We start from the raw sequence: 23,312 nt of genomic DNA, 5'->3' as shown, positions 1-23,312 counted from the left end.
TAATGATTCCATGAACAGTATAGATCCAAATGCAGATGATGCACCGGCACAGCTTCTTGCAAATATTGACAAACTCAATGAAAGCTTTAGTGTCATGGCAGCTTTGGAAGTTCCGGAAGACTTCAAGGCTGTAGAAGCACTTGCCGATGAAGCATGCGACTACATGACAAAGGCTGCTATCTCTTATCACGAAGCTTACGACGGCGATTATAATGCTGATGCAGAATCAACAGCAAGCCAGTACTACGAACGCGCTTTTGTAAGAATCCAGTATATCATTAAAATACTTCACGGTGAGGTTCCTGAAGGCGAAGGCGTAACAGTAACTACTCAGGAGGCCGGCCAGATCGACCCTGTTGAAGAAAGCAGTCAGGACCAGTAAAAGAGTCTATAAAAAATCTGTAATAACTTGGAAACTTTCCGGTCATCTTATAACCTTAGATTTTTGAAGCCAGCATAAGATTGTATATTTTTCGGCAACAGCCAAAGGTTTTAGCAAAAAGGATAATTTGTTCAGTTGTAGGATATATTCTATATTTTATGGCTTTATTCACTCCATTCTTATAGCACAAAAATGTATTTTCAACAATTTTTATAAACGGCAATTCATCCCCCACCTACGTATACTTAGAGGTGGGGGATGAATTGCTTTCTATTAGTTAAACTATTTTTATATTTCGGACTCGCCTATTTCAGGAAGTTCATATATATCTGTCGCTTTATCTTACATTTTCTATGATATTTATGAGGTTTTCTACTTCCATTCCATCTGTTACACTTACTGCATAGCTGTATCCTTGTGAATTCCATGTAGCCAGATAATAAAGATTTCCATTGCCTTTTATGGTTACATCTGCCCCATTTATTGTTACTGTCTTTTCTGTATCATAAGAGTTAAAGTCTCCGCTTATATCTTCACTTCCTTTGGCTTTCCTGATTGAAGCTTTTTCCTCTTCGCCATCAACATACTGAACCTCTATCATTTGCTGATCAATAACATACGCCTTCTGAGTATCAGAACCATATATACTGTCAGGACAGTCCATATCAAATCCTGTCAGTATCTCTGCTTCTTCCAGGTTACTGCACTCTACAATAGGATTTGCTATAGTAACCTCTGAATCCTCCGGCGAATCAAATACATTTTTATTAATGAATATCAGTGCTATAGCTGCAACAGCTACTGCAGCGGGGATAAAATAATTGAAAATCCGAGCCTTCTTTTTTCTTTTTATATCAATCAAATGACTATCTTTGCTGCCTGATGACTCTGCTTCCTCTATATATTCGTCTTTTATATTTCCAATTGCTTTTAGAAGTGTCATAGCATTCATAAGCCATAGCCCTCCTTCAATAGATGCACTTTTAATTTCTCTCTTGTTCTAAGCAAAGTCATTTTAACTTTACTTTCCGAAACCTCAAGTTCTTTAGCTATGTCCTTCACGTTTTCCATATACCAGTATCTTTTAACAAATATTTTCCTGGCATCAGTTGAAATGTCTGAAAGAAATAGGTTGATGCTTTCTGTAAGCTCAGACAGCTCTATTTCTTTATCAGGTTCAAAATTACCTGAAATTTCATTTAGCTCATCAATACAAACCTCAGTCTGACATCCGCCTCTTTTTGCTGCTGTCATCTTTTCGTACATATTTATCGCAAGGTTACGGCATATTTTACCTACATATGTGCTCAACTTTTCTGGTCTGTTTGTGGGAATAGATTTCCAGGTGCCAAGATATGTGTCATTTACACACTCCTTGGTATCCTCTTCATCAAAGAGTATATTGAAGGCAATCTTTGAGCAATATTTCCCATATTTTAAACTGGTCTGACTAATTGCATCTTCATTTCTTTCCCAATATAGCTCAACTATTTTCTCATCTTCCATCATAGACTTAGTATCCTAATTCGATATCCTGCATATCTGCTATCTCTACGTTTCCATCAAGGTCTTCATATATGTACATAAGAGTATAATAAGGTGTTGCTGTAGGATGTACAACAGTAGCCTTACACAAAAAACAATAATTAGTACCGGCTACAACCTGACTTCCAAGAAATGCAATAGGTTCATATGTCGCACCATTAATTCCATCTACAGCTTTATCAAATATTTCCTGTATTTCATCTGTCATAGTAGCGGAATCTGAAACACTCCATGCTCCAGTCATTATTCCTAAGTCGTCCAGTTCCTCATTAACAGAATATTCTGATGTGATTTCTACAGTAGAAGAATCCTCTGTCACATCAGACGCATTAGACTTTATACCACATCCTATTGCTGCAATTGTTAATGTGCCAAATAATAGTGTAATGATGATTTTTTTTAACATTTTCTTTTCCTCCATATTAAGTGTTATTGTCTTTACACTTTAATACACAGAAAAAAAATTAACTGGTCACAAATTTTTTAAATATAAGACCATATTGTAATCTCATTTTATTTTTATACTTTAATCATTTTCTTTGGGGATAAGTTGGAGATTGCCTTCTTCATCTTTTTCTATAACAAAATCAATTGAAACATCCTGTGAAGATGGAATTGAAATATCATCCGGGTCCATATCAGAAAGTATCTCCTCATAGTAAATTGAAGTTAAAGAGGTACCATAACTGCTCACATCTACGGGAGTATCTTCATTAAAATAGCTAATTATCGCCCTAATGATCATTATAAGTATTGGTAAAACATAAAAGAAAACTTTCCAATCGTCGACTTTTTTAAATTCCTTATATTTTACCTTCTTTTTAAGGATATCTGCATCCGGATCTTGCGCTTTATCTTCGGCTTTTTCTCTGGAATTCTCCTGCACCAAAGACCCATTTTCAGCTTTTAAAGTATTACCTGTTCGTTCACCAGAATGGTCTTCTTCAAAAATATGAGCTACTTGTGATTGATTGTTGTAGCTATATATTTGGGAATTTTTTCCATAAGATGACAGAACATTATCATACCCATTAACTTTATGATCATCAGAGCATTCTATGCCACTTGTATACTTTACAAAACGATCATAGAAAATGCTAACAGCTAAGGCTTCATCCTTACCTTTATAGTCAATTCTCCTTGATCCGTCATTTAAGTTTTCATATACGATGTAATCATCTTCCCAGTAATCCTTGTAAATACCGTATAAACAAGGTCCTATGTGATCACTGTCAACATAAAAGCCTGTATCATAAGAAGATATATTATTATTTATAAAATAGGTATTTAATTCTTTAATAGATTGAAAATCTCCCACTTGCAAAAGCTCTTCTTTCATGCGATTAATCCCTCTTTGGAGTAATATCTCCCTGTACGCCGCAAATAATAAACAATTCAAGTAACGTTTGTCATAATCCCAGCTTAAAGAAAAGGACTCTTCTCAAACTGAAATAAATCAATTTATTATAGCATCTAATCCAAACTTCGCAATTATCAAAACTGAATTCCCCTTGGAAATTAAAAACCTTGAGAAGTTAATAAAGGATTTTCTTGTTCTTTAAAAATCTTATTAACCACCCAAGGTAATCAAATTTGCAAATATATAACAAGTATATTTAGTCAAGACCGCCAATTCTCTTACTTGAAGCCTTAAGTCTTGTAAGAGCTCTGGCCATAGCAGCCTGTGACATCTTATATTCTGCGATGGAATTCTTCTGACGCATACGCTCTTTAGCAATTTCAAGAGCTTCTTTTGCCCTGTTAACATCTATGTCTTCAGGCCTTTCCATAGTATCGGCAAGTACCAGACATCTGTTATTGGCAAACTGAACAGAGCCGTTACCGGATACGCCTATGACCACTTCGCCATCAGGCTTTGTGATCCTGACTTCGCCGGTATATATAGCAACCCACATTTCCTCATGATATGGCTGGATACACATCTCACCATCTACGCAGGGAAGTGTTATGCTCGTAGCTCTTCCATCAAAAAATATTCCGTTTATAGACATGACCTGAAGGCCAAACGTACGAACCTCTGCCATTTATAACTCCTGTACCAGACACATTTTTAAGCCTCTTATTCAAGTGTCTTAGCTTTTTCGATTACATCATCGATCTTTCCAACATTGAAGAATGCAGCTTCCGGATACTTATCCATATCTCCGCCAACAATAGCTTCAAAGCCTTTTATAGTATCTTCCAAGGATACATACTTTCCGGGAACGCCTGTAAACTGCTCAGCTACATGGAATGGCTGAGACAAAAATCTTTGTATCTTACGCGCTCTGTAAACTGTCTGCTTATCATCTTCGCCAAGCTCTTCCATACCAAGGATTGCGATGATATCCTGGAGCTCTTTGTACTTCTGAAGCATCTCGGTAACTTTACGAGCTATGTTGTAATGTTTTTCTCCTACAACATCTGCTTCAAGGATACGGCTTGAAGATTCAAGAGGATCAACTGCCGGATATATACCCTGCTCTACGATCTTACGAGACAGAACTGTCTGCGCATCAAGATGAGCGAAGGTTGTAGCAGGTGCAGGGTCTGTAAGGTCATCTGCAGGTACGTATACAGCCTGAACTGATGTAACTGATCCGTTTCTTGTAGAAGCGATTCGCTCCTGGAGTGATCCAAGGTCAGTTGCAAGCGTAGGCTGGTAACCAACTGCTGAAGGCATACGTCCAAGAAGTGACGAAACTTCAGAACCTGCCTGAATAAATCTGAAAATATTATCAATGAACAAAAGAACATCCTGATTCTTAACATCACGGAAGTACTCTGCCATTGTAAGTCCTGTCTGAGCTACACGCATACGTGCTCCCGGTGGCTCATTCATCTGTCCGAATACCAGTGCTGTTTTTGCAAGAACTCCTGATTCTTTCATTTCAGACCAGAGGTCATTACCTTCACGGCTACGTTCTCCAACACCTGTAAAGATAGAATATCCGCCATGCTCTGTAGCTATATTCTGGATAAGTTCCTGTATAAGTACAGTCTTACCTACACCGGCACCTCCAAAAAGACCTACCTTACCACCTTTAGAGTATGGAGCAAGAAGGTCGATAACCTTGATACCTGTTTCAAGTATCTCAACTACAGGGCTCTGCTCTGAAAGTGGAGGAGCTTCTCTATGAATAGACCAGTGTTCTCCATGTTCGAGTGATGGTCCGTTATCAATGGTATCACCTGTGACATTAAAGAGTCTTCCAAGAGTATCATCACCAACAGGTACCTGAATAGGTGATCCTGTAGGATGTACGACCATATCCTTGGAAAGTCCCTCTGATGCAGCAAGCATAATACATCTTACTGTATTATCGCCTATGTGCTGGGCTACTTCCATTACACATTTTTTATTATTGTTATATACTTCAAGAGCATCGTCGATATGCGGCAGATCAGAATCCTGAAACTCAACATCGACAACAGGGCCCATGACCTGTACTATTCTGCCATCTTTCACTTTGCACCTCTTTTACTATTACTTGTTTTCCAATGCTTTAGCATTTGCTTCATGCATTCTTGCATGAAGTTCATGAGCTCTCTTCAAGGCTCTTGCACCGGCTGCTATCTCAGTGATCTCCTGAGTTATCTTAGCCTGTCTCTGCCTGTTATACTGAATCGAAAGATCATGTATCATCTGCTTTGCATTATCGTTAGCTGTATCCATTGCCATCATTCGGCTGTTCTGTACTGAACAGAAAGCTTCAACCATGGCTCCGTATATATATCCTGTTACAAGGGACGGAACAATGTTATCAAGTACGGCCTCAGGACTTGGCAGCATCAAAAACTCTTCCAAAGGAGTTGTAATGCCTGCCATTTTAAGCATTTCATCATTATTTTTAGGTCTCTCAAGCGGGAGGAGCTTTTCAAAGTGAGTCTCACATACAAGGCTGTTCTTCATAGCGGTGTATACGATATTAACTTCTTCAAGTTCGCCTCTAAGATAAGGTTCAAGCACCATGGAAGATATCCATCTTGCACGTGATAGTGTAGGATTTTGTGCTGTGTAGTGAAACTGTTCATCGACAGGAATATTTTTTCTCAAAAAATATTGTCTGCCCATTTCGCCAATAACGTACAGCTTCCAATCATCACCGTCTTGTTTGATATGCTCTTCCGCAAGCTTTAGGACATTATGATTATAAGCACCGGCAAGGCCTTTATCGCCTGTAATGACTATGTAACCTCTTTTAATCTCTTTGGGATCCTTGTCTTCATGATGATTCAAAAACGGGTCGTTTGAATCTTCAGGAAGATGTCGCATAACTCTGTCAAGCATTCCTCTTGCAGCATAAAAGTAAGGTTCAGTCTCTTCAAGCATTTTTCTGGCTTTGCGTAGCTTATTGGACGCAATCATATACATTGCGTTCGTTATTTTCATGGTGTCATTGACACTTTTAATTCTGTCCTGAATTTCTTTTATATCAGCCAAATCATTGCCTCTTCAATACTTTAAAAGCTTCTTTACTCTCAAATGAGCTTTTCATTCTTTTCAAAGAACCAGTCAACAGCTCGTTCAATCTCTTTTCTCAGATCATCTGAAAGATCTTTACCATTAGAAAGCTCTGCAATTACATCGGTCTCGGTCTTCTCGAACCATTCAAGGAGCTTGCCCTGAACCATCTTGACCTTGGAAGGCTCTACATTATCAAGCTTACCGCTATTAGCTGCTACAAGTGTGATTACCTGTTCGTGCATAGAAAGCGGATGGCCAAGGGGCTGTTTTAACAGTTCCATCAGAACTTTACCGTGATTTAGCTGCTTCTTGGTAGTCTCATCAAGATCTGATGAGAACTGCGTGAACACAGCCATTTCTCTATACTGTGCCAGATCGATACGAATAGATCCGGCTGCTTTTTTCATAGCTTTGGTCTGAGCCGCAGAACCTACACGTGATACTGAAAGTCCTACGTTAACTGCAGGTCTTTGACCTTCGAAGAAAAGATCACTTTCAAGGAAAATCTGTCCATCAGTGATGGAAATAACATTAGTTGGAATGTAGGCAGATACATCGCCTGCCTGAGTCTCAATGATAGGAAGTGCTGTCATTGAACCTCCGCCATTCTCAGCTGAAAGCTTACTTGATCTTTCAAGAAGTCTTGAATGGAGATAGAATACGTCTCCGGGGTATGCTTCACGTCCGGGTGATCTTTCAAGAAGAAGTGACAAAGCTCTGTAAGCTACTGCATGCTTGGAAAGATCATCATAAACAATAAGTACGTCGCGGCCCTGCTGCATGAAATATTCACCGATAGCTGTTCCTGAATAAGGAGCAATATACTGAAGAGGTGAAGTATCAGCTGCTGTGGATGATACAACTACTGTATAATCCATAGCTCCAGCCTGTGTAAGGGTATTTATGATATGGGCAACAGTTGATGCTTTCTGACCTATTGCTACATAAATGCAGATCACATCTTTGCCTTTCTGGTTCATGATAGTGTCAGTTGCTATAGAAGTCTTACCTGTCTGACGATCGCCTATTATAAGCTCACGCTGTCCTCTTCCTATAGGGAACATGGTATCTATTGATAAAATACCTGTTTCCATAGGCTCATTAACAGACTGTCTGTCAATAATTCCGGGAGCCGGACGCTCAACAGGATAATATTCTGAAGTAGTGATCGGTGCCTTACCGTCAAGGGGTTCACCAAGAGCATTAACAACTCTTCCTATAAGTTCATCTCCTACAGGGACTCCGGCTTCTTTGTATGTACGAATAACCTGGCTTGACTGGGTTATGTTTTCATCAGATCCAAACAGGATACATCCGACATGATCACGTCTTATATCCTGTACCATTCCTTTGGTTCCATCTTCAAAACGAACAATTTCACCATAGAAGGCTCTGTCAAGACCTACAACCTGAGCAATTCCATCACCTACCCATGAGACTTTACCGACTTCCTTACTCTCAATTGAGAGATCGAAAATATCGACATGTCCTTTAAGCATGGATACTACGCTGCTTGATGGGTTTGTATCATTATGTCTGATGTTTTTGAGCTTATTACGAAGCTGCTCTGCTCTTCCCTTATCGCTCCAGTCATATTCATAGTTGCCGCAGCTTATAATAAAACCGCCGCCTATGGATGGATCAAGCTTAGTGGTTATAGATACATCAGCTATACCGATTCTATCGCAAAGTATTCTTTTGATATTATCTATCTGTTTCTGTGTTGGTGGTGTTCCGGCATATCTTACGACAGCAGTCGAATACTGTGAACCGGATCCGCCAAATCCACTTATATTACTCATCTAGTTTCACTCCAATTATTTATCCGCACCTTTGTCAAATGCATTCTCAATAAACGCATCATAAAGACTGCTATCGCTTTCTGCTGTGTGCGAATTAGCAGCGATTTTGGCAGCGGCATCAATAACAACATCACTAAGTTCAGCCATATACTTAGCACGCTCACGCTCAGCGTCAGCTTTAGCATGTATTCTGGCTTCGTCAATGATAGTATCTGCTTCTTTCTGAGCATTGGTTATGATCTCATTATACTGAGCATAGCCTTTTTCACGGGCTTCACTCATAACCTTATCCTTCTCAGCTTCCTGGGCTGCAAGCTTCTCTTCATATTCTCTCTTAAGATCTGCAGCTTTGATCCTGTCATCAGATGCATCCTGAATCTGTCTGTCTACATCTTTTCTTCTGGCTTCAAGTATCTTATCAACTCTTTTGAACAGAAGAATTCGAAAAGCAATTGCCAGTATCAGCAGATTTATAATATTGTAGATAACGTTCGCGTTAATGTTCAAAAGTTCCATTTTCGCGTATCCTTTCCCATCCTCTTATTCTTATGCAAAGATGATCAGAAGTGCAACGATCATACCATAAATAGCAGTTGCCTCTGCAAGAGCGCCACCCAGGATAAGAAGTGTCATGATCTTACCACTTGCCTCTGGCTGACGTGCTACTGCATCAACGGCTTTAGCAGTTGCTATACCAATACCAATACCTGCTCCTATTCCTGTAAATGCTGCAATTGCTGCTCCAAGTGCTGTTAAATCCATAATAATTTCTCCTTTCGTCATAAACCCACATAAAAAATATAAGGGCAGTAGTTAATTCTTTGAAAAAGAATTAATCTACTTCTAGCCTGTTTTTTGGGCCGTAGTTAATTCTTCAAAGAAGAATTAATCTACTTCTGATTCGTTTTACGAATCTGGAGATACTTCTTAAAAAGAATCAATCTCCTTCTGATCCGTTTTACGGATCTGTAGTTAATTCTTTGAAAAAGAATTAATCTACTCTTTATTCTGTAGCCTCTTTAATATAAAGACTTGTGAGGAATATAAATACGTATGCCTGTAATAGTCCATCAAAGAAGTCAAAATAAACAGATAAAACTGCTGGTGCTATAATAGGTGCTATCTTTTTCAAAAGCTCCATAATAATAGTTGCACCAAGTACGTTACCAAAAAGACGCATACAAAGTGATAATGGTCTTATTCCGATCTCAAGAATATTCATAGGAGTAATAATGAAAACCGGCTTTGTAAAAGATTTAAGCCAACCTCCAAACTTCCTCTTCCTGATTCCGGCCGCTTCAACAAGCGTGATACTGACAAGTGCCAGTGCTATGGTAACATTCAGATCCATGGTAGGGGGTGTTGCGCCAAATACGCCAGATAAATTGCTTGCTCCTATAAGAATAAGAGTTGCAACAAGAAAATCAGTATATTCTGATGCAGTTGGTCCAAGAAAACCACTTACAAGATTGCGTAATCCCACGACAAAGCTTTCTGTAATAGCCTGCCTTTTAGATATGTTGTAAACCTTAAGGTTCCAACTCATGATAATGCACAAAATTATCAGAACCGCCATTATCTTCCACATGGTAACAGTACTACTACTGATATTAAAAAATCCATCACCAAAAGGAATTTCTATAACGGTCTTATCTTCGCCAATGAGTTCTTCGATCAGGCCTCTGATAACTGCACCGATTCCGGAGCTTTCTGTAGCTGCTGTTTCTGTCATAAACTGCCTCCGTCCCTCTTACTAAAGAATTATAAACAAATATCGTTTATATATTCATTATTATAACTAATATACTTAAATAATATTAGTATAAAAATATTAAATAATTATATCCTGCATTTTGCTTTTCAACTATAATGACTCATTATAGTATTCACCAGAAAGCATCCTGTATTTTACTTTTTAAAATATTCTGCCATTTTAAGTATTCTGCTTTAATTATAAAAAAAGCAAATATACATTCTACAACATTTAAGTATTTTTTAAGTACTGCTTGTATCATATGATAAATGCAAGGAAAGTGCACGCTATCATGATCCTTATCATTTACAGTTATATTTATTTAACAGCATGTACAGCCCAGTACTCATTGTGATAATTGATGATCTTATCAGCATTTACGAACTTCTCATCATTTATAAAGCAGTGATCATTAACTTCATCACATACATAAGTGATTCCATCAGTATCCTCTTTATTGATTCGTTCAAGCATACTGGCAACTGTTTCATTGCCACGGCATAAATAAAAAGATAACATGTCCAAGCTCCGTTTATTATAAAACCCTTTATTTATTATTGTAAGGGGGTTTTACATTTTCTCCCATAGTGGGTACATATTGAATAATATTGTCAAATTATTTGGTGATAATTAAATTGCGTTGCCAACATTTGGCACAAATACGCAGTCAATGTAACCGTCAATTTTCACAAAATATATTCATTTAATACATTATTACTAATGTCTAAGTCCTTTTTTATATCGGGTTAAACTCGCAAACGCTTCGCTTTTTGCTCGTTATAAAATCTATTATCAACTGCAAAAGAAACTCAAATCGAAAAAAATGGCATATACTATATATGCTAGGTTTAAGTAGTTAATTTTATCGCAAATATCTGATGCTGGATAAGATTCTGTGAAATACTCTCTGGTAATATGATCTTGACTCCTGAGCTGTAATACAGAAGAAAACCATTACTTCTGTTTTACTTTTATAGAAAAAGTATATATCGGTATCATAGGAGCCGCCACCATTTTGATTAAGCGCACAAACGGCTTTTATGCCCTTTCTGTTTCCTATTTTGACTTCCTTAAGATATTTAAAATCGTATACTCCGGAATTTTGTGCAGCATATGACGCAAGTCTTTCAAGACGGTCAAGGTTCTCATATCCCCTGTAATCTCCGCGTCTTCTGGTAATACGTATTGCAGCAGGCATATACTGTCGTCTTCCATCACTACCTTTAGCATAATACATTACGCTGTCAGGTTCTTTATATTTTAGTTTGCTCCAGCTTAAAGGAATATCATACTCAACTCCAAAATCAGTATGAGTTCCAACTCTTACTGTTCTTGTTTCTACAGCCTGATCATAAGAGCCAAACTCCTTTAAAGCTTCGAGCACTTTTTCATTTTCCTGTTGTTCTTTGTCAAGGAATGCCGACTTCATCATCCCAAACAAAGCATCCATGCTATTTCTACTCAATAAACCACTCCGTTCTGTATAGAAAAATGCAGCATATTGTTAAGATATCTCTCGACTACTTCAAATACGACTACGTCCGGATCATAATTTTCAAGTGATGTATATGTATAATTATAATACATATCGGACTGTGAGCTATTAAAATGACATGCAAGATAAGGGAAAAGAAGTGCTGAGAAAGAATCTCCTATTATGTAAAGTTTTCTATTATCTGCAGTTCCTGATTCAACTGTTCCTGTAAAGCTCATTCCGTCTGAAAGAATCTCAACCTTAGCCATATGTCCGCTATAAGCTGTAGCAATAGGAGCCTGTTCCTTTAGGTTGTCTCCAAGGTTGATCATTCTTGCAAGATCATAAGTATCTGAATCAACATAAACCTGCTCTACTGTATCAAGATCAGGCATTTCAAATCCCCATACTCTTGAGATTGACTGGGCGGCAACATAAGCTCCAAAGTTATTCCAGTGTGTATCATATTTAAAATAAAGCTGTGTTTCAGGATGAGCCTCTTTATAAGCCATAATATCACTATAAGGTGAAACAATCGTAAGATCAGTATTCTCTGAAAGATACTGATATACCTGATTAAGACGGCAGTCCTGACTTACCTCTCCGCAGGCAGCAGGCATGTATTCACTATATACTCTTGACTTATTAGGAACCATAGTGATCACAAACTCTTTACCGGAAGCAGCAAGAAAATCCCTTGCTTCTATCATATTAGAAGCAATAGTTTCAAGTTCTTCCTGGCTGTAAAGATTAGATCCTTCATAGTCTGCAAGCGGATCCTCATCATTATTTTCATGTCCTGTATAAAAGAGCCATCCATTATCTCCTACTATTACATCACCAGATGAAGATGTATTGAAAATATAGTAGTCAATCTTGCTGTTAAGGCTTACAAGATAATTTTTGTAAGGAAGATTATCTTCCATATAAGCATCAAACAAGGTCGGATACTCAAAAAGCTGAGTATTTGCAAGTGTAGGAAACTCAGTCATTACACGATTTTCCTTATCTGCAGTACTACTGTCAAGATACTTGCCAATTATCGCATATAATACGACAGGTATAAGAATAAGGACAGTCAGTATAACCATATATATTCTTTGATTTAATTTTTTCATAAATTACCTCTGTAATATTAATTGTATATTTTATATTACTTTAATCATGTAGCACAGTCATAATCAGGTGCCTCTTGAGAAAATTCATCCATATAAGACTGTTTTTTCATAAACTCATACTTAAAATCTAAAGTAAATGAACGGATTATATGTATCATTGGCAAGAAGCAGTATGCAACAAAACAGAACCGCGCAAAGATATACAGCTTCAAGCAAACTATTCTTCCACTTTAAAGACAGTTTGTTAAGACCAGGAAGGTCAAAAAGCAATTTCAAAGGTCCTGCTGCAATAATACCCATAAAAAGAACTATAAGCGTTTTGGTCGTAACTATAGTACCCATGACTGCTCCGGATGATGCATAGTTAAACGGAAGTACCATCCTCTTTATAAAGGCAAGGGCAAAATGAAGGTCATCAGCTCTAAAGAATACCCAGCCAATAATTACAACTATAAGACTGTAGATAGTACCAAGTATTCTTGACTTTTCAAGGACTTTGCCGAATCCCATACGCTCTATTATAAGGAAAAATCCATGATAAAGTCCCCATATTACAAAGGTCCAGCTTGCACCATGCCAAAGTCCTGTTACAGCAAATACAATTATGAGATTTATATAAGTTCTGTGTATTCCTTTTCTGTTACCACCAAGTGGAATATAGAGATAATCCCTGAACCAGGAAGAAAGTGATATATGCCATCTTCTCCAGAATTCTTTGATAGATGAGGAAATATATGGATAATTGAAGTTTTCAAGGAATTCAAATCCAAACATTCTTCCAAGACCTATAGCCATATCTGAATATCCTGAGAAATCATAGTAAATCTCAAGCATATAGCAAACAGCAGCAAGCCAGGCCATATATCCACTTATATTGCCAAGATCCATAGCATAGATAGTATCTACAACCTGTGCAAGAATATTGGAAATAATGACCTTCTTACCAAGGCCGTATATAAAGCGCCTGAATCCTGTGGCCCTCTTTTCGAGAGTTAAATTTCTTTCAAGGATCTGCTCTTCAATATCCTTATACTTAACGATAGGGCCTGCAATAAGCTGAGGGAAGAAAGAAATATAAAGTGCAAGATTAAAAAGGTTCTTCTGAGCTTTGTACTGTCCTCTGTAAAGATCGATTATATAACTCATAGCCTGGAAGGTGAAAAAAGATATTCCGATAGGCAGTGATATATCATATCTTGGAAGACTTATAGGCAGGATACTGTCTATAGTGCCTAATATAAAGTTACAATATTTAAAGTAGCCGATTATACCGAGATTGCCTATAAGTGAAACAACAAGAATAGCCTTTTTATGTTCTATGAAGCGTTCCATAAGAAGGCCCAGCCCCCAGTTCATAAAAACTGAAGCAAGCAAAATAAGCACATATGCAGGCTCACCCCATGCATAGAATAAAAGACTGAATATAAGCAATAATATATTCTGGGCTTTAATATTGCGAACAAACAGACAAAGCATAAATACTATTGGAAAGAAAATCCATAAAAATGTAATGGATGAAAAAACCATAATGTCTCCTCCTATAGGTTTATATAAACCCAGTAAATTCTATCATATTACACATTAAAAGGGAATATTGAGCATAATCATAAACTCGTCATTCCACCTGCATCGCAGGTCAGAGCTGGAGCTTTAAATTGTCAGACAATTTAGCTACTACATCTTGTGTTTTGAGTAAATGGTCGGTACAAAACGTTTGATTATTTAGATTTTCTTATATTATTTTACAGTATATTGTAGTTTTAAAACTGAATTTACAGACAATATAACTTTTTATCCTAAGATGATTGACAATAATATCTGCATCTGTTATATTTAAATTACTTAATACAGACGGGTACAACATAAGCAAAGAAAAAGTGGCTTACGCTTCACTTGGACCTGCAATAAAAGTGTTAGATTGTATTTTCTGATTCATGAAATAGTGGCTTATGCTTCACTTGGACAGGGAATCAGGTTGATGGTAAAGAGGAAGCAGTGTGACTGTTCGATCGAATGCCGAAGGCCAGGAAAATATGATCCCCGTTCAGAGAATTAAGTTTTAACAAAAGCGACGATCCTGGATCGTCGCTTTTGTTATTAATAAATCATAGGTATTTCATTGTACATTTCTACTATCTTATGTGGCATAATCATCATATTTATAGTAAAATATATACTATAGATATCATATTTTCCAGTTTTAGGAATCTCTATATATAATATAAAGGTGGCATATACCAATGGACAACAATCAAAAAAGAAGCCCTCTTTACAAGAGCTTTGGGTATGCATTTGAAGGAATCTTTAATACTATCAAAGACGAGCGCAATATAAAGATTCATCTTGTCGTTACTGTTCTGGTCATTATATTCGGTTTTATTCTCAATATCAGTCTTAGTGAATGGTTTGTATGCATTCTTCTATTTGCTATAATCATTCCACTTGAGCTTGTTAATACAGCTATCGAAGCTGTTGTAGATATGACTAGTAAGGGCTATGATCCGCTTGCCAAGAAAGCTAAGGACGCAGCTGCAGGTGCAGTTTTGGTAGCAGCTATTCTATCCGCTGTTATTGGCGGAATAATCTTTTTTCCCAAATTATATTATTTCATTATTGAATTATTCTCTTAATATTTGTTATCAATACATCAAAATTGATGTTTTTGATATACATAAGTATCCAAAATATATATTTTTGGAACAAACACAATAAGGAGGATTCATCATGGCAGATAATACAAATCCAATCACAGACGGTCTCAAAAAGCTTCTTCTTGCAAGTGTAGGTGCTGTTGCTCTCACAGCAGAAAAGGCTGATGAGCTGGTGGGAACCCTTGTTGAAAAGGGTGAGATCACCGTAGAACAGGGCAAAGAGCTCAACAAAGAATTAAAGCGTACCTATAAGGAGCATAAAGACGGAAGCTCTGCTCCTAAGGATATGAACGATTTTGTAAGTTCATTATCTGACGATGATCTTAATAAGTTAAAAGAAGCTCTCAAAGACAAATAATCATCTATTACCTTATTATGTCACACAGGTGCTATAGATATCTTCTAAGATCTGATGACAAGAGTTTTATTTTATCGCTGTATTTGTCGGCAGCATGATGAATGGTCTAAACTGCCTTCAAATACAGCAATTATTTAGTCAAGGATGAATGGATATGGCTAAGACCAATACTACTAATACTAATACCACTACCAGATCAAACGATAATTCTTCCAGATTCAAAGAAATCCGCGAGGTCCTTAAAAAGAATCATATTACCCGCGGTGTATCCCCTGAAAAACTTCGTACGATTCTAGAAGAGCTTGGACCTACATATGTCAAGCTTGGTCAGATCATGTCTCTTCATTCAGATATCCTGCCCAAGCGCTATTGTGATGCTCTTATGGATCTGACTTCAGACGTAACTCCTATGCCTTTTAGTGAGGTTAAGGAGGTACTTGAAAAGTCCTGGATGTGCAGCATAAATGATATTCTTTCTTCTATTGAAGAAACTCCTCTTGGCTCTGCTTCTATTGCCCAGGTTCATAAGGCAGTTCTTTTAAATGGAGATGAAGTTGTTATCAAGGTTCAAAGAAAGGGTATATATGATATCATGGCTCGTGATATAGGTCTTCTTCACCGCCTTGTATCTCTTATGCCCAAGATCGGCGATCTTAAAAACATGGTCGACCTTGATATGGTCCTTGATGAGATGTGGACTGTTGCCCAGCAGGAAATGGACTTCTTGAAGGAAGCAGCCAACATTACTGAATTTGCTCATAACAACAAAGATGTTGTTTATATAGGTATTCCTGAACTATACAAAGAATATACTACTGATCGTGTTCTTGTTATGGAATATATAGATGGCATACCGATCAATGCCATTGATAAGCTAAATGAACTTGGCTACGACTGCCATGAAATAGGTCAGAAGCTTGTAAATAACTTTATCAAGCAGGTTATGGAAGATGGCTTTTTTCATGCAGATCCGCATCCCGGAAATATATGCATAAGGGATGGCAAGATCATCTGGCTTGATATGGGTATGATGGGAAGACTAACTGAACAACAAAGAAGGATCATGATACGCGGCGTAGAAAGCATTGCCCTTCGTGATATATCAATGCTTGAAAGTGCTGTTATGGATCTATGTGATGAGTTTGGTCCTGTAGACAGAGCTCAGCTATATGAAAATCTCCGCGATTTCCTTAATAAATACGGTGCTCTTTCCATGGGATCAGTAAATATTCCTGAAGCAATGCAGGATCTTATGGACATAATGAAGAGTAACTATCTTGCTCTTCCTCATGGTGTTACCATGCTTGCAAGAGGCCTTGCTCATATAGAAGGTGATCTTGTAAGTCTTGCTCCTGATATCAACATGTTCGATATCGCTGCTTCAAGAGTTGGTGAAACTTATCTTGAAGATGTGGATTTTAAAGCTGAGATCAAGACTAATCTAAAAAGACTATACAGATCCACAAGTAAGGGGATTGAACTTCCAGGTCTTGCAGCAGATGCTCTTAAAGAATACTTAAAGGGCGAATCAAGGACCAATCTTCGCCTTCAGATTTCAGGTCCTTTTGCTGAACTTGTATATACATCCGTAAGAAACCTTGTTATAGGTATGTGTATAACAGGTCTTTTGATAGGTTCTGCAATTATCTGTACTACAGATATGGAGCCTAAGTTTTTTGGAATTCCTTTTCTTGGATTTTTGGGATTTGCTATAGCATCCTTATCTGCAGCATTCCTTATACTTAGATTCATGATAATAAGATGGCTCAAAAAACATAAGATCAAGAATTAAATATATTTTTTCAGCTCATTTATAAGAATCTTAGGATCAACAGGCTTTGAAAGATGCGCATTCATTCCCGCTTCTTTTGAAGCTTTTTTGTCATCTTCAAATGCATTTGCAGATACTGCTATTATCGGTATTGTCTTAGAATCTTCCTTCTGAGATTCTCTGATCTTACTAGCAGCACTTAGTCCATCCATCACTGGCATTCTAATATCCATAAGGATTGCGTCATATGTATTAGGAGGTGAATTTACAAACTTATCAAGGCCTTCCTGTCCGTTCCAGGCTTTTTCTACGTTCGCATCTTCGCTTTCAAGTATTGCACATACTATGTCCATATTAAGTTCATTATCTTCGCAGTAAAGTACATTGATTCCTTTTAGGCTGACTTCTTCATATTTAGAATCAAGAAGCTCTTCTACTATTGAGCCGGGATTTACTTCAAATACAAAGATAAGTGTTACTATTGTTCCAAGGTTTTCTTTACTCTTTATTTCAATTCTGCCGTCCATTTTTTCTACTATGTTCTTAACAACAGAAAGGCCTATTCCTGCTCCTGCATGATCAGTCATCTCGCCCCTGTCTTCCTTGGAATGTCCGTCAAATAAAGACTCCTGGAATTCCTTGCTCATTCCAATTCCATGATCCTGAATATTAAGTGTGTATTCAACCTTATTATCTTCAAGCATTCTGCTTGTAAGGTCTATTTCCACTGTGCCGTTTGCATGTGAGAATTTGACGGCATTGGCTATAACATTAAGGACAGCCTGTTCAAGCCTGCTATAATCCAGGATTGTAGGCAGGTTTACTATTTCTTTTCTTCTTAGTACTATTCGTATATCTCTTTCCTGAGCAAATAATAGAGCAACATTTTTAATGCTTTCAAATACTTCGCCGGGATCCACGGTCTTAAGATCAAGCTCGTATTCTACTTTGCCCAAAGTGCTCATTACGAGGATATCATTTATAAGAAGTTCAAGATAGCTGGCACTATCTTCTATTTTGTGCAGATAATCCTGGTTATCTATAACGGATTCGCCATTTTTGATAACGCTTCTTGTAAGTCCAAGTATCCCATTTAACGGAGTCCTCATGTCGTGACTCATATCATCAAAAAACTTTTTCTTAGCTGCCGCAGCTTTTTTCTCTCCATCGAGGGCTATGGTAAGCTGTTTATTAAGATTTTCAACGTGTTTTCTGTTTCTTTTGCCAACATATATAAAATTAAGGAGGAAAAAAATGATAACGCCGGCTATAACTATCATGAATCCGTATACCGGATTATCATAGATAAAGGCTTTAAAGGAATTATTCCTGTAATTGTCCGGATCATAGGCGCTGATGATCTCTGCGCTATCAATCGTTGAAAACGATTCACAGGCTTTATTGAATATACCTATGAGATAATTACCACAATCACTGTTTACAGCAAAGCAATAATCAATATTCCTGTAGGATATTTCATCTGCTATAAGGGCATTAGTCTCTTCCTGCTTCACCATAACTCCGGCAACTTCAGTGGGCATAAGTGTGCATGCGCCAGTATTATTAACTATATAGTCTTTGGTTGCATCAATAGATTCCAGTAATAATACGTTTTCAGTTCCGCTTAAATACTCCAGAATGGTGTTTTTAAAAATACCGTCGCCTTCTCTTTTAATTACTGTATCAAATTCGTTATAATTTTTCTGATGAACATTAGTTAAAGAGGTATTGAAATAGGTGTTACATTCATAATAGCCTTCTTTTTCAGATCTGCTAAAATCCGATGCGTAATCTATTATTATGTCGGCTTTCCTGTCATTAATTGCATGAATATAATTTTCCCTTGTGTCAACGATGTAAAACTCATAAGAAAGGCCAATACTATCAAGTATAGCTTTGGCCATATCAACAAGAATACCTGTGGGATTCCCATTTTCATCAAGGTAGGATAATGGACAGTTGTCGGGATTAGCAAGAAGAACAAATTTTCTTTCATTAGTAATTATTGATTTAAGATACAAGTTTTCAGTTGATGTAAAGTTGATATTCCTTACACCATTCCCCTGATAATATTTGAAATTCAGGGACTCCTTAAAACCCGAATCCACAGTTTCAATCTGAGAAAGAGCCTGATTAAGCGTATTCATCAGATCCTGATTGCCAAGTCCTGTAGCAAAAAAGAGGTAACTTGGATTAAACTGGGCAAGAATTGATACATCTGAAAAATTGTGAGAGCTACCACTTACAAATGCGTCTATCTCACCATTATTAAGAGCTTCAACCATTTCTTCATCCGTATCATAATAATTTGCTTTATAGGTAAAATAATTAGAATTTGCAAAATCCTTGATGTTGGAAACATAATTAGTTCCTCTGACTAGGCCAATTTTGATGCCGTTCCATTTGGAATAACTTCCTGCAGAATAGGTAGCATCATCTTTTTTGACATATATAGTTGTATATTCCATTTCAATTGGAACATTACTGTAAATGAGATTTTTAGCCCTTTCTTCTGTCCAGGTAATTCCGCCTATAAGATCAATTTCTCCATCTACAGTCATCTGATAGAGATCATCAAAGTTTATCTTCTCATCATCGCCAATATAGTCATACTCCCATCCTGTATAGGAACGGATCTTTTGTAGATAATCATAGCAATATCCAGAATATATATCAGGCTCTTCAAACATCATAAAGCCGTCAATGATGTAATATCCGACTTTTACAACCCTTGTACTGTTCCTTTCTTTATTATTGGTAAGGTCTGTAGACTCTTCTTCTCCTATAAAGATATTAGTTCTACCGGAAGCTTCAGAATTATCGCTTACATCTTCAGTAGCTGCATATGAATAAAAAGATTTACAAAAAGGCGCAATTACCAATGCAGTTATGAACATAACTGCCAGACAATAAATTATGGAGTTATACAGCTTAGATCCTCGTAATTTATTATTTGCTTTCATATAGTCTTTTAAATATAATATCCAAACTGATCCAAAACTCCTGCTAAAAAATGTGTTATGAGCTATGCATAAATTGCTTATCAAGTAAGCCTATATCAAAACAGCATAATTCATATTAATATATCGGAAAAAACAGAGAAATCATAACATTAGAATAATCGAAATACACGGCAAGAGAAGTAATAACAATAGGATAATCGAAACGTATGGCAAGAGAAGTAATAACAATAGGATAATCGAAAAGTACGGCAAGAGAAAGATAATAAAAAACCGCCTGCATCAAGCAGACGGTAAAAGATTTAAGTACAGTGCAACTGGCTGCCATTTTAAAGGCCCTATAGCTTTGCGTCATAAGCTTTCGCTTATTTTGCTAAGATTATCTCGTGGATTCAACGTAGTAAAATATAACAGATTATTTTTGAAAATGCAAGGGCTAATTTTTAAAAACGTGAAATTTACGCACTTTTTTTATTGTGAATTTTTTACAAAAATTAAAAGCCTTATTTTATTGGTTTCCGAGTATTCCCATAAAATAAGGCTTTTCTTATATTTAATTACTTAGTCTTCTGTTCCAAAATATATGCAGTCTCGTCCTGCTTTTTTGGCATGATAAAGCGCTTTATCAACCTTTTTGTAAAGATCGAGCACATCATCTGTAAGTGACATTCTGGCAATTCCTATAGATACAGTAAGTGAAGGAACCGGGTCATAATTTTCTTTGGAAATATCACTTCTTATACTTTCGGCAAGATCAAAGGCCATTGTTCTTGTGATATGGCGGGCTACTATCATAAATTCCTCACCGCCCCATCTGCCTGATATGCAGTCATCATTCATATGATCATTAAGAATAGCTGCAACTTTCCTAAGAACCATATCTCCAATATCATGGCCATAATTATCATTAACCTGCTTGAAGTAATCAATATCCAGTAGAAATACAATTATAGGTTCCTGATTTTTCTTACTTTCAAGCATGAAATCTTCCATGACTTCTTCTATTCTGCGCCTGTTATACATCCTGGTAAGCTCATCGGTCAGAGCTTTTTTGGCAAGAGCATGGTTTAGTTTTTCAAGCTCACCTGTTGTAGCCTGAATGAAACTTACAAGACGCTCAACCATGGATATCTCACCACTCATCTTCTTTTCCATAAGTCTTGGGAGTGCCATGGTAGGAAGACCTACAGGTGCATTCTCTCTCATTCCTATAGCTATAAGAGTAGCATTATGAATATATACTTTTTTGCCAATTCTGACGTATTCACCAAAGGTGTAAAAGCCGGATGTATGAGCAACCTTGTCAAATGGAAGAATCTCACTATTAATGTCATCTCCCCAGAAGCTCATTCTGGTCATACATGAATATATCCAGATTGCCTGAGGCTGAAAGAGTCTTATCTTGTCCTGTGCCTCGTATACAGCATCAAGAATAGCTACAGGGTCTCCATAACCAAGCCTTACAATATCACCATTTCTTAGTTCTCCACCAAGAAGTAGGGTTCCTTCCTTAGAACACTTCAAGGATATTCTTGCTACATCAATGCCGTACTCTTTATGCATAAGTGGAAATTCAAGGGCATTTCCAGAAAAAGATTCATCATTCTGAATCTTTAAATACTTCTTGTATACATTAAAAGCCGGTTCACCATCAAGTTCAAATAGCTTATCAGATTCAGCTTTTGTAACTGTCATGGAATGACCAAGCTCTTTCCAGCCAAGTGCATAAGCTGTACTTATGTGAAAATCCTTGCCGCTGTATATAACGCAAAGGATACCATACATCGATATACCTTCTTCATTGAATACAAAAGTATCGCTGGTATCTTCGTATTTACCGGCAGCAGCGCCAAATATGGCTACGGATTCATCACACTGCTCAAGAGCATCAAAAAACTTCTGCACATGAAGCCCTGAATGAGTTGCCTGAATTACTTCTACTGCTTTTACAAAAGGCGTAGAGTCAGTTTTTTCCTTCATCAGGATTCCATTATCATATTCGCTCTTATCGCGACAGTCATATATAATTGTTTCAATTCTGGTTTTTTCAAAAAAAGAAATTGATAGCTGGATAGACCTTTTTGTAAGCTGTCCATTCCTTATCTCACCACAGGAGCTTGAACCTGCAACCTTTACTCCCGGAAACAGTTCTTTGAGATATGATACCATTTCCATTGATTTATCCAGTTGTGGTAAACCATAGTAAATATGAGCAAGTATCTGATAATCCGGGTGTGCTTGAGCAAATTTCACTGCTTCTGAAAAGGTATTTTCTTCTCTTGTGCTATTTGTTATTTCATATAGAAACTGCTTCATGTCTTACCCCTGGTCCAACTGATAATAATAAATCCAAGCTTATTCAAATATTGGAAAAATATGATCAAAATATATGGTATTAACTTAATCTTCTGTATAATCTATGTCTTCTATATTATTGCCTGTCATGCGGATAGCTTCAATTATCTCGTCAACGCTAAGTCCACTCTCGTTTGCGAGCTCATCAACTGTGACACTTCTACGAAGCTCTTTGGCAAGTTCTTTAGCCTTATCTGCAACTTTCTGAACATGCTTAACTGCCTTCTGGCCTCTTGCATCCTCATCAAGACTGTCTGATATGAGTTCTTCCATGGCATCCATTATCATTTTTGTAAGGAAGCTTTCAGCTTCTTCAGGCTTTTCTATAGCTCCGAGCATGGTAACACCTGACGTAAGTACAAGATTACCTTCTCCTATAAGATCTTCAATATATACGCCCTGATCTACATACATCTTGGCAATATCAGGTACTGAAGGAAGATAGATCTCTATAAGACGGTTCTGAGCTGACTTATCTCCTGACATGGCAGAAATAGTGATACCTATTTTCTCACTATCTGATACTTCAGGAAGTTCTGAGAGTGACTCTTCGTAGTCTTTAAGATAATTATGCTCTTCATCTGAAAGAAAATCTTCAGGATCAGCTGGTGTGCCGATTCCTATTCCATGCTTTTTAAGATAGTCATATACAAGTGTAAGCTGATCATCTGAAAG

The 23,312-nt window shown here is 37.2% G+C and carries 23 protein-coding genes and 1 riboswitch; of the genes, 4 read left to right on the top strand and 19 right to left on the bottom strand.

Annotated elements, in window-relative coordinates:
• Positions 1 to 382 (top strand): hypothetical protein (locus K6G87_RS03270; RefSeq protein WP_296833842.1); only part of this gene is annotated, 382 nt, incomplete at its 5' end.
• A gap of 55 nt (positions 383 to 437) precedes the next feature.
• Here K6G87_RS03270 and K6G87_RS03265 read toward each other — a convergent pair.
• From K6G87_RS03265 to K6G87_RS03190, 16 genes are all read right to left on the bottom strand, one after another.
• Positions 438 to 554, bottom strand: a complete 117-nt coding sequence (locus tag K6G87_RS03265) for a helix-turn-helix domain-containing protein (protein ID WP_330669688.1) — start codon at positions 552 to 554, stop codon at positions 438 to 440.
• A 165-nt stretch (positions 555 to 719) separates the two neighbouring features.
• On the bottom strand, positions 720 to 1,334 hold the full coding sequence (locus K6G87_RS03260) for a DUF4367 domain-containing protein (protein WP_296833839.1): 615 nt from the start codon (positions 1,332 to 1,334) through the stop codon (positions 720 to 722).
• On the bottom strand, positions 1,331 to 1,891 hold the full coding sequence (locus K6G87_RS03255) for an RNA polymerase sigma factor (RefSeq protein WP_296833836.1): 561 nt from the start codon (positions 1,889 to 1,891) through the stop codon (positions 1,331 to 1,333). Before K6G87_RS03255 ends, K6G87_RS03260 begins: the two co-directional genes overlap by 4 nt.
• Before the next feature lie 4 nt (positions 1,892 to 1,895).
• Positions 1,896 to 2,333: a hypothetical protein gene (locus tag K6G87_RS03250; RefSeq protein ID WP_296833833.1), complete on the bottom strand. Its 438-nt coding sequence runs from the start codon at positions 2,331 to 2,333 to the stop codon at positions 1,896 to 1,898.
• A 120-nt stretch (positions 2,334 to 2,453) separates the two neighbouring features.
• Positions 2,454 to 3,266 carry a hypothetical protein gene (locus tag K6G87_RS03245; protein ID WP_296833831.1) on the bottom strand — a complete coding sequence of 271 codons (813 nt, stop codon included), beginning with the start codon at positions 3,264 to 3,266 and terminating at the stop codon, positions 2,454 to 2,456.
• 277 nt (positions 3,267 to 3,543) lie between these two features.
• Complete coding sequence (gene atpC, locus K6G87_RS03240; protein WP_296833829.1) at positions 3,544 to 3,972, bottom strand: ATP synthase F1 subunit epsilon; 429 nt, start codon at positions 3,970 to 3,972, stop codon at positions 3,544 to 3,546.
• Between the two features lie 35 nt (positions 3,973 to 4,007).
• The gene (gene atpD / locus K6G87_RS03235; RefSeq protein ID WP_296833826.1) at positions 4,008 to 5,396 is read right to left on the bottom strand and encodes a F0F1 ATP synthase subunit beta; all 1,389 of its coding nucleotides are present in this window, start codon (positions 5,394 to 5,396) and stop codon (positions 4,008 to 4,010) included.
• Between the two features lie 18 nt (positions 5,397 to 5,414).
• The gene (gene atpG, locus K6G87_RS03230; RefSeq protein WP_296833823.1) at positions 5,415 to 6,371 is read right to left on the bottom strand and encodes an ATP synthase F1 subunit gamma; all 957 of its coding nucleotides are present in this window, start codon (positions 6,369 to 6,371) and stop codon (positions 5,415 to 5,417) included.
• Positions 6,372 to 6,409: 38 nt separating this feature from the next.
• Positions 6,410 to 8,197: a F0F1 ATP synthase subunit alpha gene (gene atpA, locus K6G87_RS03225; RefSeq protein WP_296833820.1), complete on the bottom strand. Its 1,788-nt coding sequence runs from the start codon at positions 8,195 to 8,197 to the stop codon at positions 6,410 to 6,412.
• A 15-nt stretch (positions 8,198 to 8,212) separates the two neighbouring features.
• On the bottom strand, positions 8,213 to 8,713 hold the full coding sequence (locus K6G87_RS03220) for an ATP synthase F0 subunit B (RefSeq protein WP_296833817.1): 501 nt from the start codon (positions 8,711 to 8,713) through the stop codon (positions 8,213 to 8,215).
• A 30-nt stretch (positions 8,714 to 8,743) separates the two neighbouring features.
• Complete coding sequence (gene atpE / locus K6G87_RS03215) at positions 8,744 to 8,959, bottom strand: ATP synthase F0 subunit C (protein ID WP_296833815.1); 216 nt, start codon at positions 8,957 to 8,959, stop codon at positions 8,744 to 8,746.
• A 241-nt stretch (positions 8,960 to 9,200) separates the two neighbouring features.
• On the bottom strand, positions 9,201 to 9,929 hold the full coding sequence (locus K6G87_RS03210; protein ID WP_296833813.1) for a F0F1 ATP synthase subunit A: 729 nt from the start codon (positions 9,927 to 9,929) through the stop codon (positions 9,201 to 9,203).
• 339 nt (positions 9,930 to 10,268) lie between these two features.
• Positions 10,269 to 10,469 carry a hypothetical protein gene (locus K6G87_RS03205; RefSeq protein WP_296833811.1) on the bottom strand — a complete coding sequence of 67 codons (201 nt, stop codon included), beginning with the start codon at positions 10,467 to 10,469 and terminating at the stop codon, positions 10,269 to 10,271.
• 343 nt (positions 10,470 to 10,812) lie between these two features.
• The gene (locus K6G87_RS03200; protein ID WP_296833810.1) at positions 10,813 to 11,415 is read right to left on the bottom strand and encodes a hypothetical protein; all 603 of its coding nucleotides are present in this window, start codon (positions 11,413 to 11,415) and stop codon (positions 10,813 to 10,815) included.
• Positions 11,412 to 12,542: an alginate O-acetyltransferase AlgX-related protein gene (locus K6G87_RS03195; protein ID WP_296833807.1), complete on the bottom strand. Its 1,131-nt coding sequence runs from the start codon at positions 12,540 to 12,542 to the stop codon at positions 11,412 to 11,414. Before K6G87_RS03195 ends, K6G87_RS03200 begins: the two co-directional genes overlap by 4 nt.
• A 120-nt stretch (positions 12,543 to 12,662) precedes the next feature.
• On the bottom strand, positions 12,663 to 14,069 hold the full coding sequence (locus K6G87_RS03190) for an MBOAT family O-acyltransferase (protein WP_296833805.1): 1,407 nt from the start codon (positions 14,067 to 14,069) through the stop codon (positions 12,663 to 12,665).
• Between the two features lie 713 nt (positions 14,070 to 14,782).
• Between K6G87_RS03190 and K6G87_RS03185 the strand changes: the two genes are divergently transcribed.
• The 3 genes from K6G87_RS03185 to K6G87_RS03175 all read left to right on the top strand — a co-directional run bounded on the left by K6G87_RS03185 (position 14,783) and on the right by K6G87_RS03175 (position 17,343).
• A complete protein-coding gene (locus tag K6G87_RS03185) occupies positions 14,783 to 15,172 on the top strand; it encodes a diacylglycerol kinase family protein (RefSeq protein WP_296833803.1) in 390 nt (129 codons plus the stop codon).
• A gap of 94 nt (positions 15,173 to 15,266) precedes the next feature.
• Complete coding sequence (locus K6G87_RS03180; RefSeq protein WP_296833801.1) at positions 15,267 to 15,551, top strand: phasin family protein; 285 nt, start codon at positions 15,267 to 15,269, stop codon at positions 15,549 to 15,551.
• Positions 15,552 to 15,705: 154 nt separating this feature from the next.
• Complete coding sequence (locus K6G87_RS03175) at positions 15,706 to 17,343, top strand: ABC1 kinase family protein (protein ID WP_296833798.1); 1,638 nt, start codon at positions 15,706 to 15,708, stop codon at positions 17,341 to 17,343.
• Here the strand turns inward: K6G87_RS03175 and K6G87_RS03170 are convergent.
• The 3 genes from K6G87_RS03170 to K6G87_RS03160 form a co-directional block, all read right to left on the bottom strand.
• A complete protein-coding gene (locus tag K6G87_RS03170) occupies positions 17,340 to 20,285 on the bottom strand; it encodes a transporter substrate-binding domain-containing protein (RefSeq protein WP_296833795.1) in 2,946 nt (981 codons plus the stop codon). The genes K6G87_RS03175 and K6G87_RS03170 overlap by 4 nt on opposite strands.
• A 306-nt stretch (positions 20,286 to 20,591) precedes the next feature.
• Positions 20,592 to 20,667, bottom strand: a riboswitch (cyclic di-GMP riboswitch).
• A gap of 176 nt (positions 20,668 to 20,843) precedes the next feature.
• Positions 20,844 to 22,598, bottom strand: coding sequence for a sensor domain-containing diguanylate cyclase (locus tag K6G87_RS03165; protein WP_296833793.1), 1,755 nt, complete (start codon positions 22,596 to 22,598; stop codon positions 20,844 to 20,846).
• Between the two features lie 84 nt (positions 22,599 to 22,682).
• Positions 22,683 to 23,312 (bottom strand): sigma-70 domain-containing protein (locus tag K6G87_RS03160; RefSeq protein WP_296833790.1); only part of this gene is annotated, 630 nt, incomplete at its 5' end.

Source organism: Butyrivibrio sp. (assembly GCF_024699075.1).
Note: the sequence above shows the minus strand (reverse complement) of the source record. Positions and strands in the feature narration are given on the sequence as shown.

Excerpts from the sequence above, each read along its gene's own strand:
- K6G87_RS03255 (WP_296833836.1), bottom strand. The coding sequence starts at position 1,891 with ATGATGGAAGATGAGAAAATAGTTGAGCTATATTGGGAAAGAAATGAA.
- K6G87_RS03195 (WP_296833807.1), bottom strand. The coding sequence starts at position 12,542 with ATGAAAAAATTAAATCAAAGAATATATATGGTTATACTGACTGTCCTT.
- K6G87_RS03245 (WP_296833831.1), bottom strand. The coding sequence starts at position 3,266 with ATGAAAGAAGAGCTTTTGCAAGTGGGAGATTTTCAATCTATTAAAGAA.
- atpE (WP_296833815.1), bottom strand. The coding sequence starts at position 8,959 with ATGGATTTAACAGCACTTGGAGCAGCAATTGCAGCATTTACAGGAATA.
- K6G87_RS03180 (WP_296833801.1), top strand. The coding sequence starts at position 15,267 with ATGGCAGATAATACAAATCCAATCACAGACGGTCTCAAAAAGCTTCTT.
- atpA (WP_296833820.1), bottom strand. The coding sequence starts at position 8,197 with ATGAGTAATATAAGTGGATTTGGCGGATCCGGTTCACAGTATTCGACT.
- K6G87_RS03170 (WP_296833795.1), bottom strand. The coding sequence starts at position 20,285 with ATGAAAGCAAATAATAAATTACGAGGATCTAAGCTGTATAACTCCATA.
- K6G87_RS03250 (WP_296833833.1), bottom strand. The coding sequence starts at position 2,333 with ATGTTAAAAAAAATCATCATTACACTATTATTTGGCACATTAACAATT.
- K6G87_RS03205 (WP_296833811.1), bottom strand. The coding sequence starts at position 10,469 with ATGTTATCTTTTTATTTATGCCGTGGCAATGAAACAGTTGCCAGTATG.
- K6G87_RS03220 (WP_296833817.1), bottom strand. The coding sequence starts at position 8,713 with ATGGAACTTTTGAACATTAACGCGAACGTTATCTACAATATTATAAAT.
- K6G87_RS03210 (WP_296833813.1), bottom strand. The coding sequence starts at position 9,929 with ATGACAGAAACAGCAGCTACAGAAAGCTCCGGAATCGGTGCAGTTATC.
- K6G87_RS03185 (WP_296833803.1), top strand. The coding sequence starts at position 14,783 with ATGGACAACAATCAAAAAAGAAGCCCTCTTTACAAGAGCTTTGGGTAT.
- atpC (WP_296833829.1), bottom strand. The coding sequence starts at position 3,972 with ATGGCAGAGGTTCGTACGTTTGGCCTTCAGGTCATGTCTATAAACGGA.
- K6G87_RS03175 (WP_296833798.1), top strand. The coding sequence starts at position 15,706 with ATGGCTAAGACCAATACTACTAATACTAATACCACTACCAGATCAAAC.
- K6G87_RS03190 (WP_296833805.1), bottom strand. The coding sequence starts at position 14,069 with ATGGTTTTTTCATCCATTACATTTTTATGGATTTTCTTTCCAATAGTA.
- K6G87_RS03260 (WP_296833839.1), bottom strand. The coding sequence starts at position 1,334 with ATGAATGCTATGACACTTCTAAAAGCAATTGGAAATATAAAAGACGAA.
- K6G87_RS03165 (WP_296833793.1), bottom strand. The coding sequence starts at position 22,598 with ATGAAGCAGTTTCTATATGAAATAACAAATAGCACAAGAGAAGAAAAT.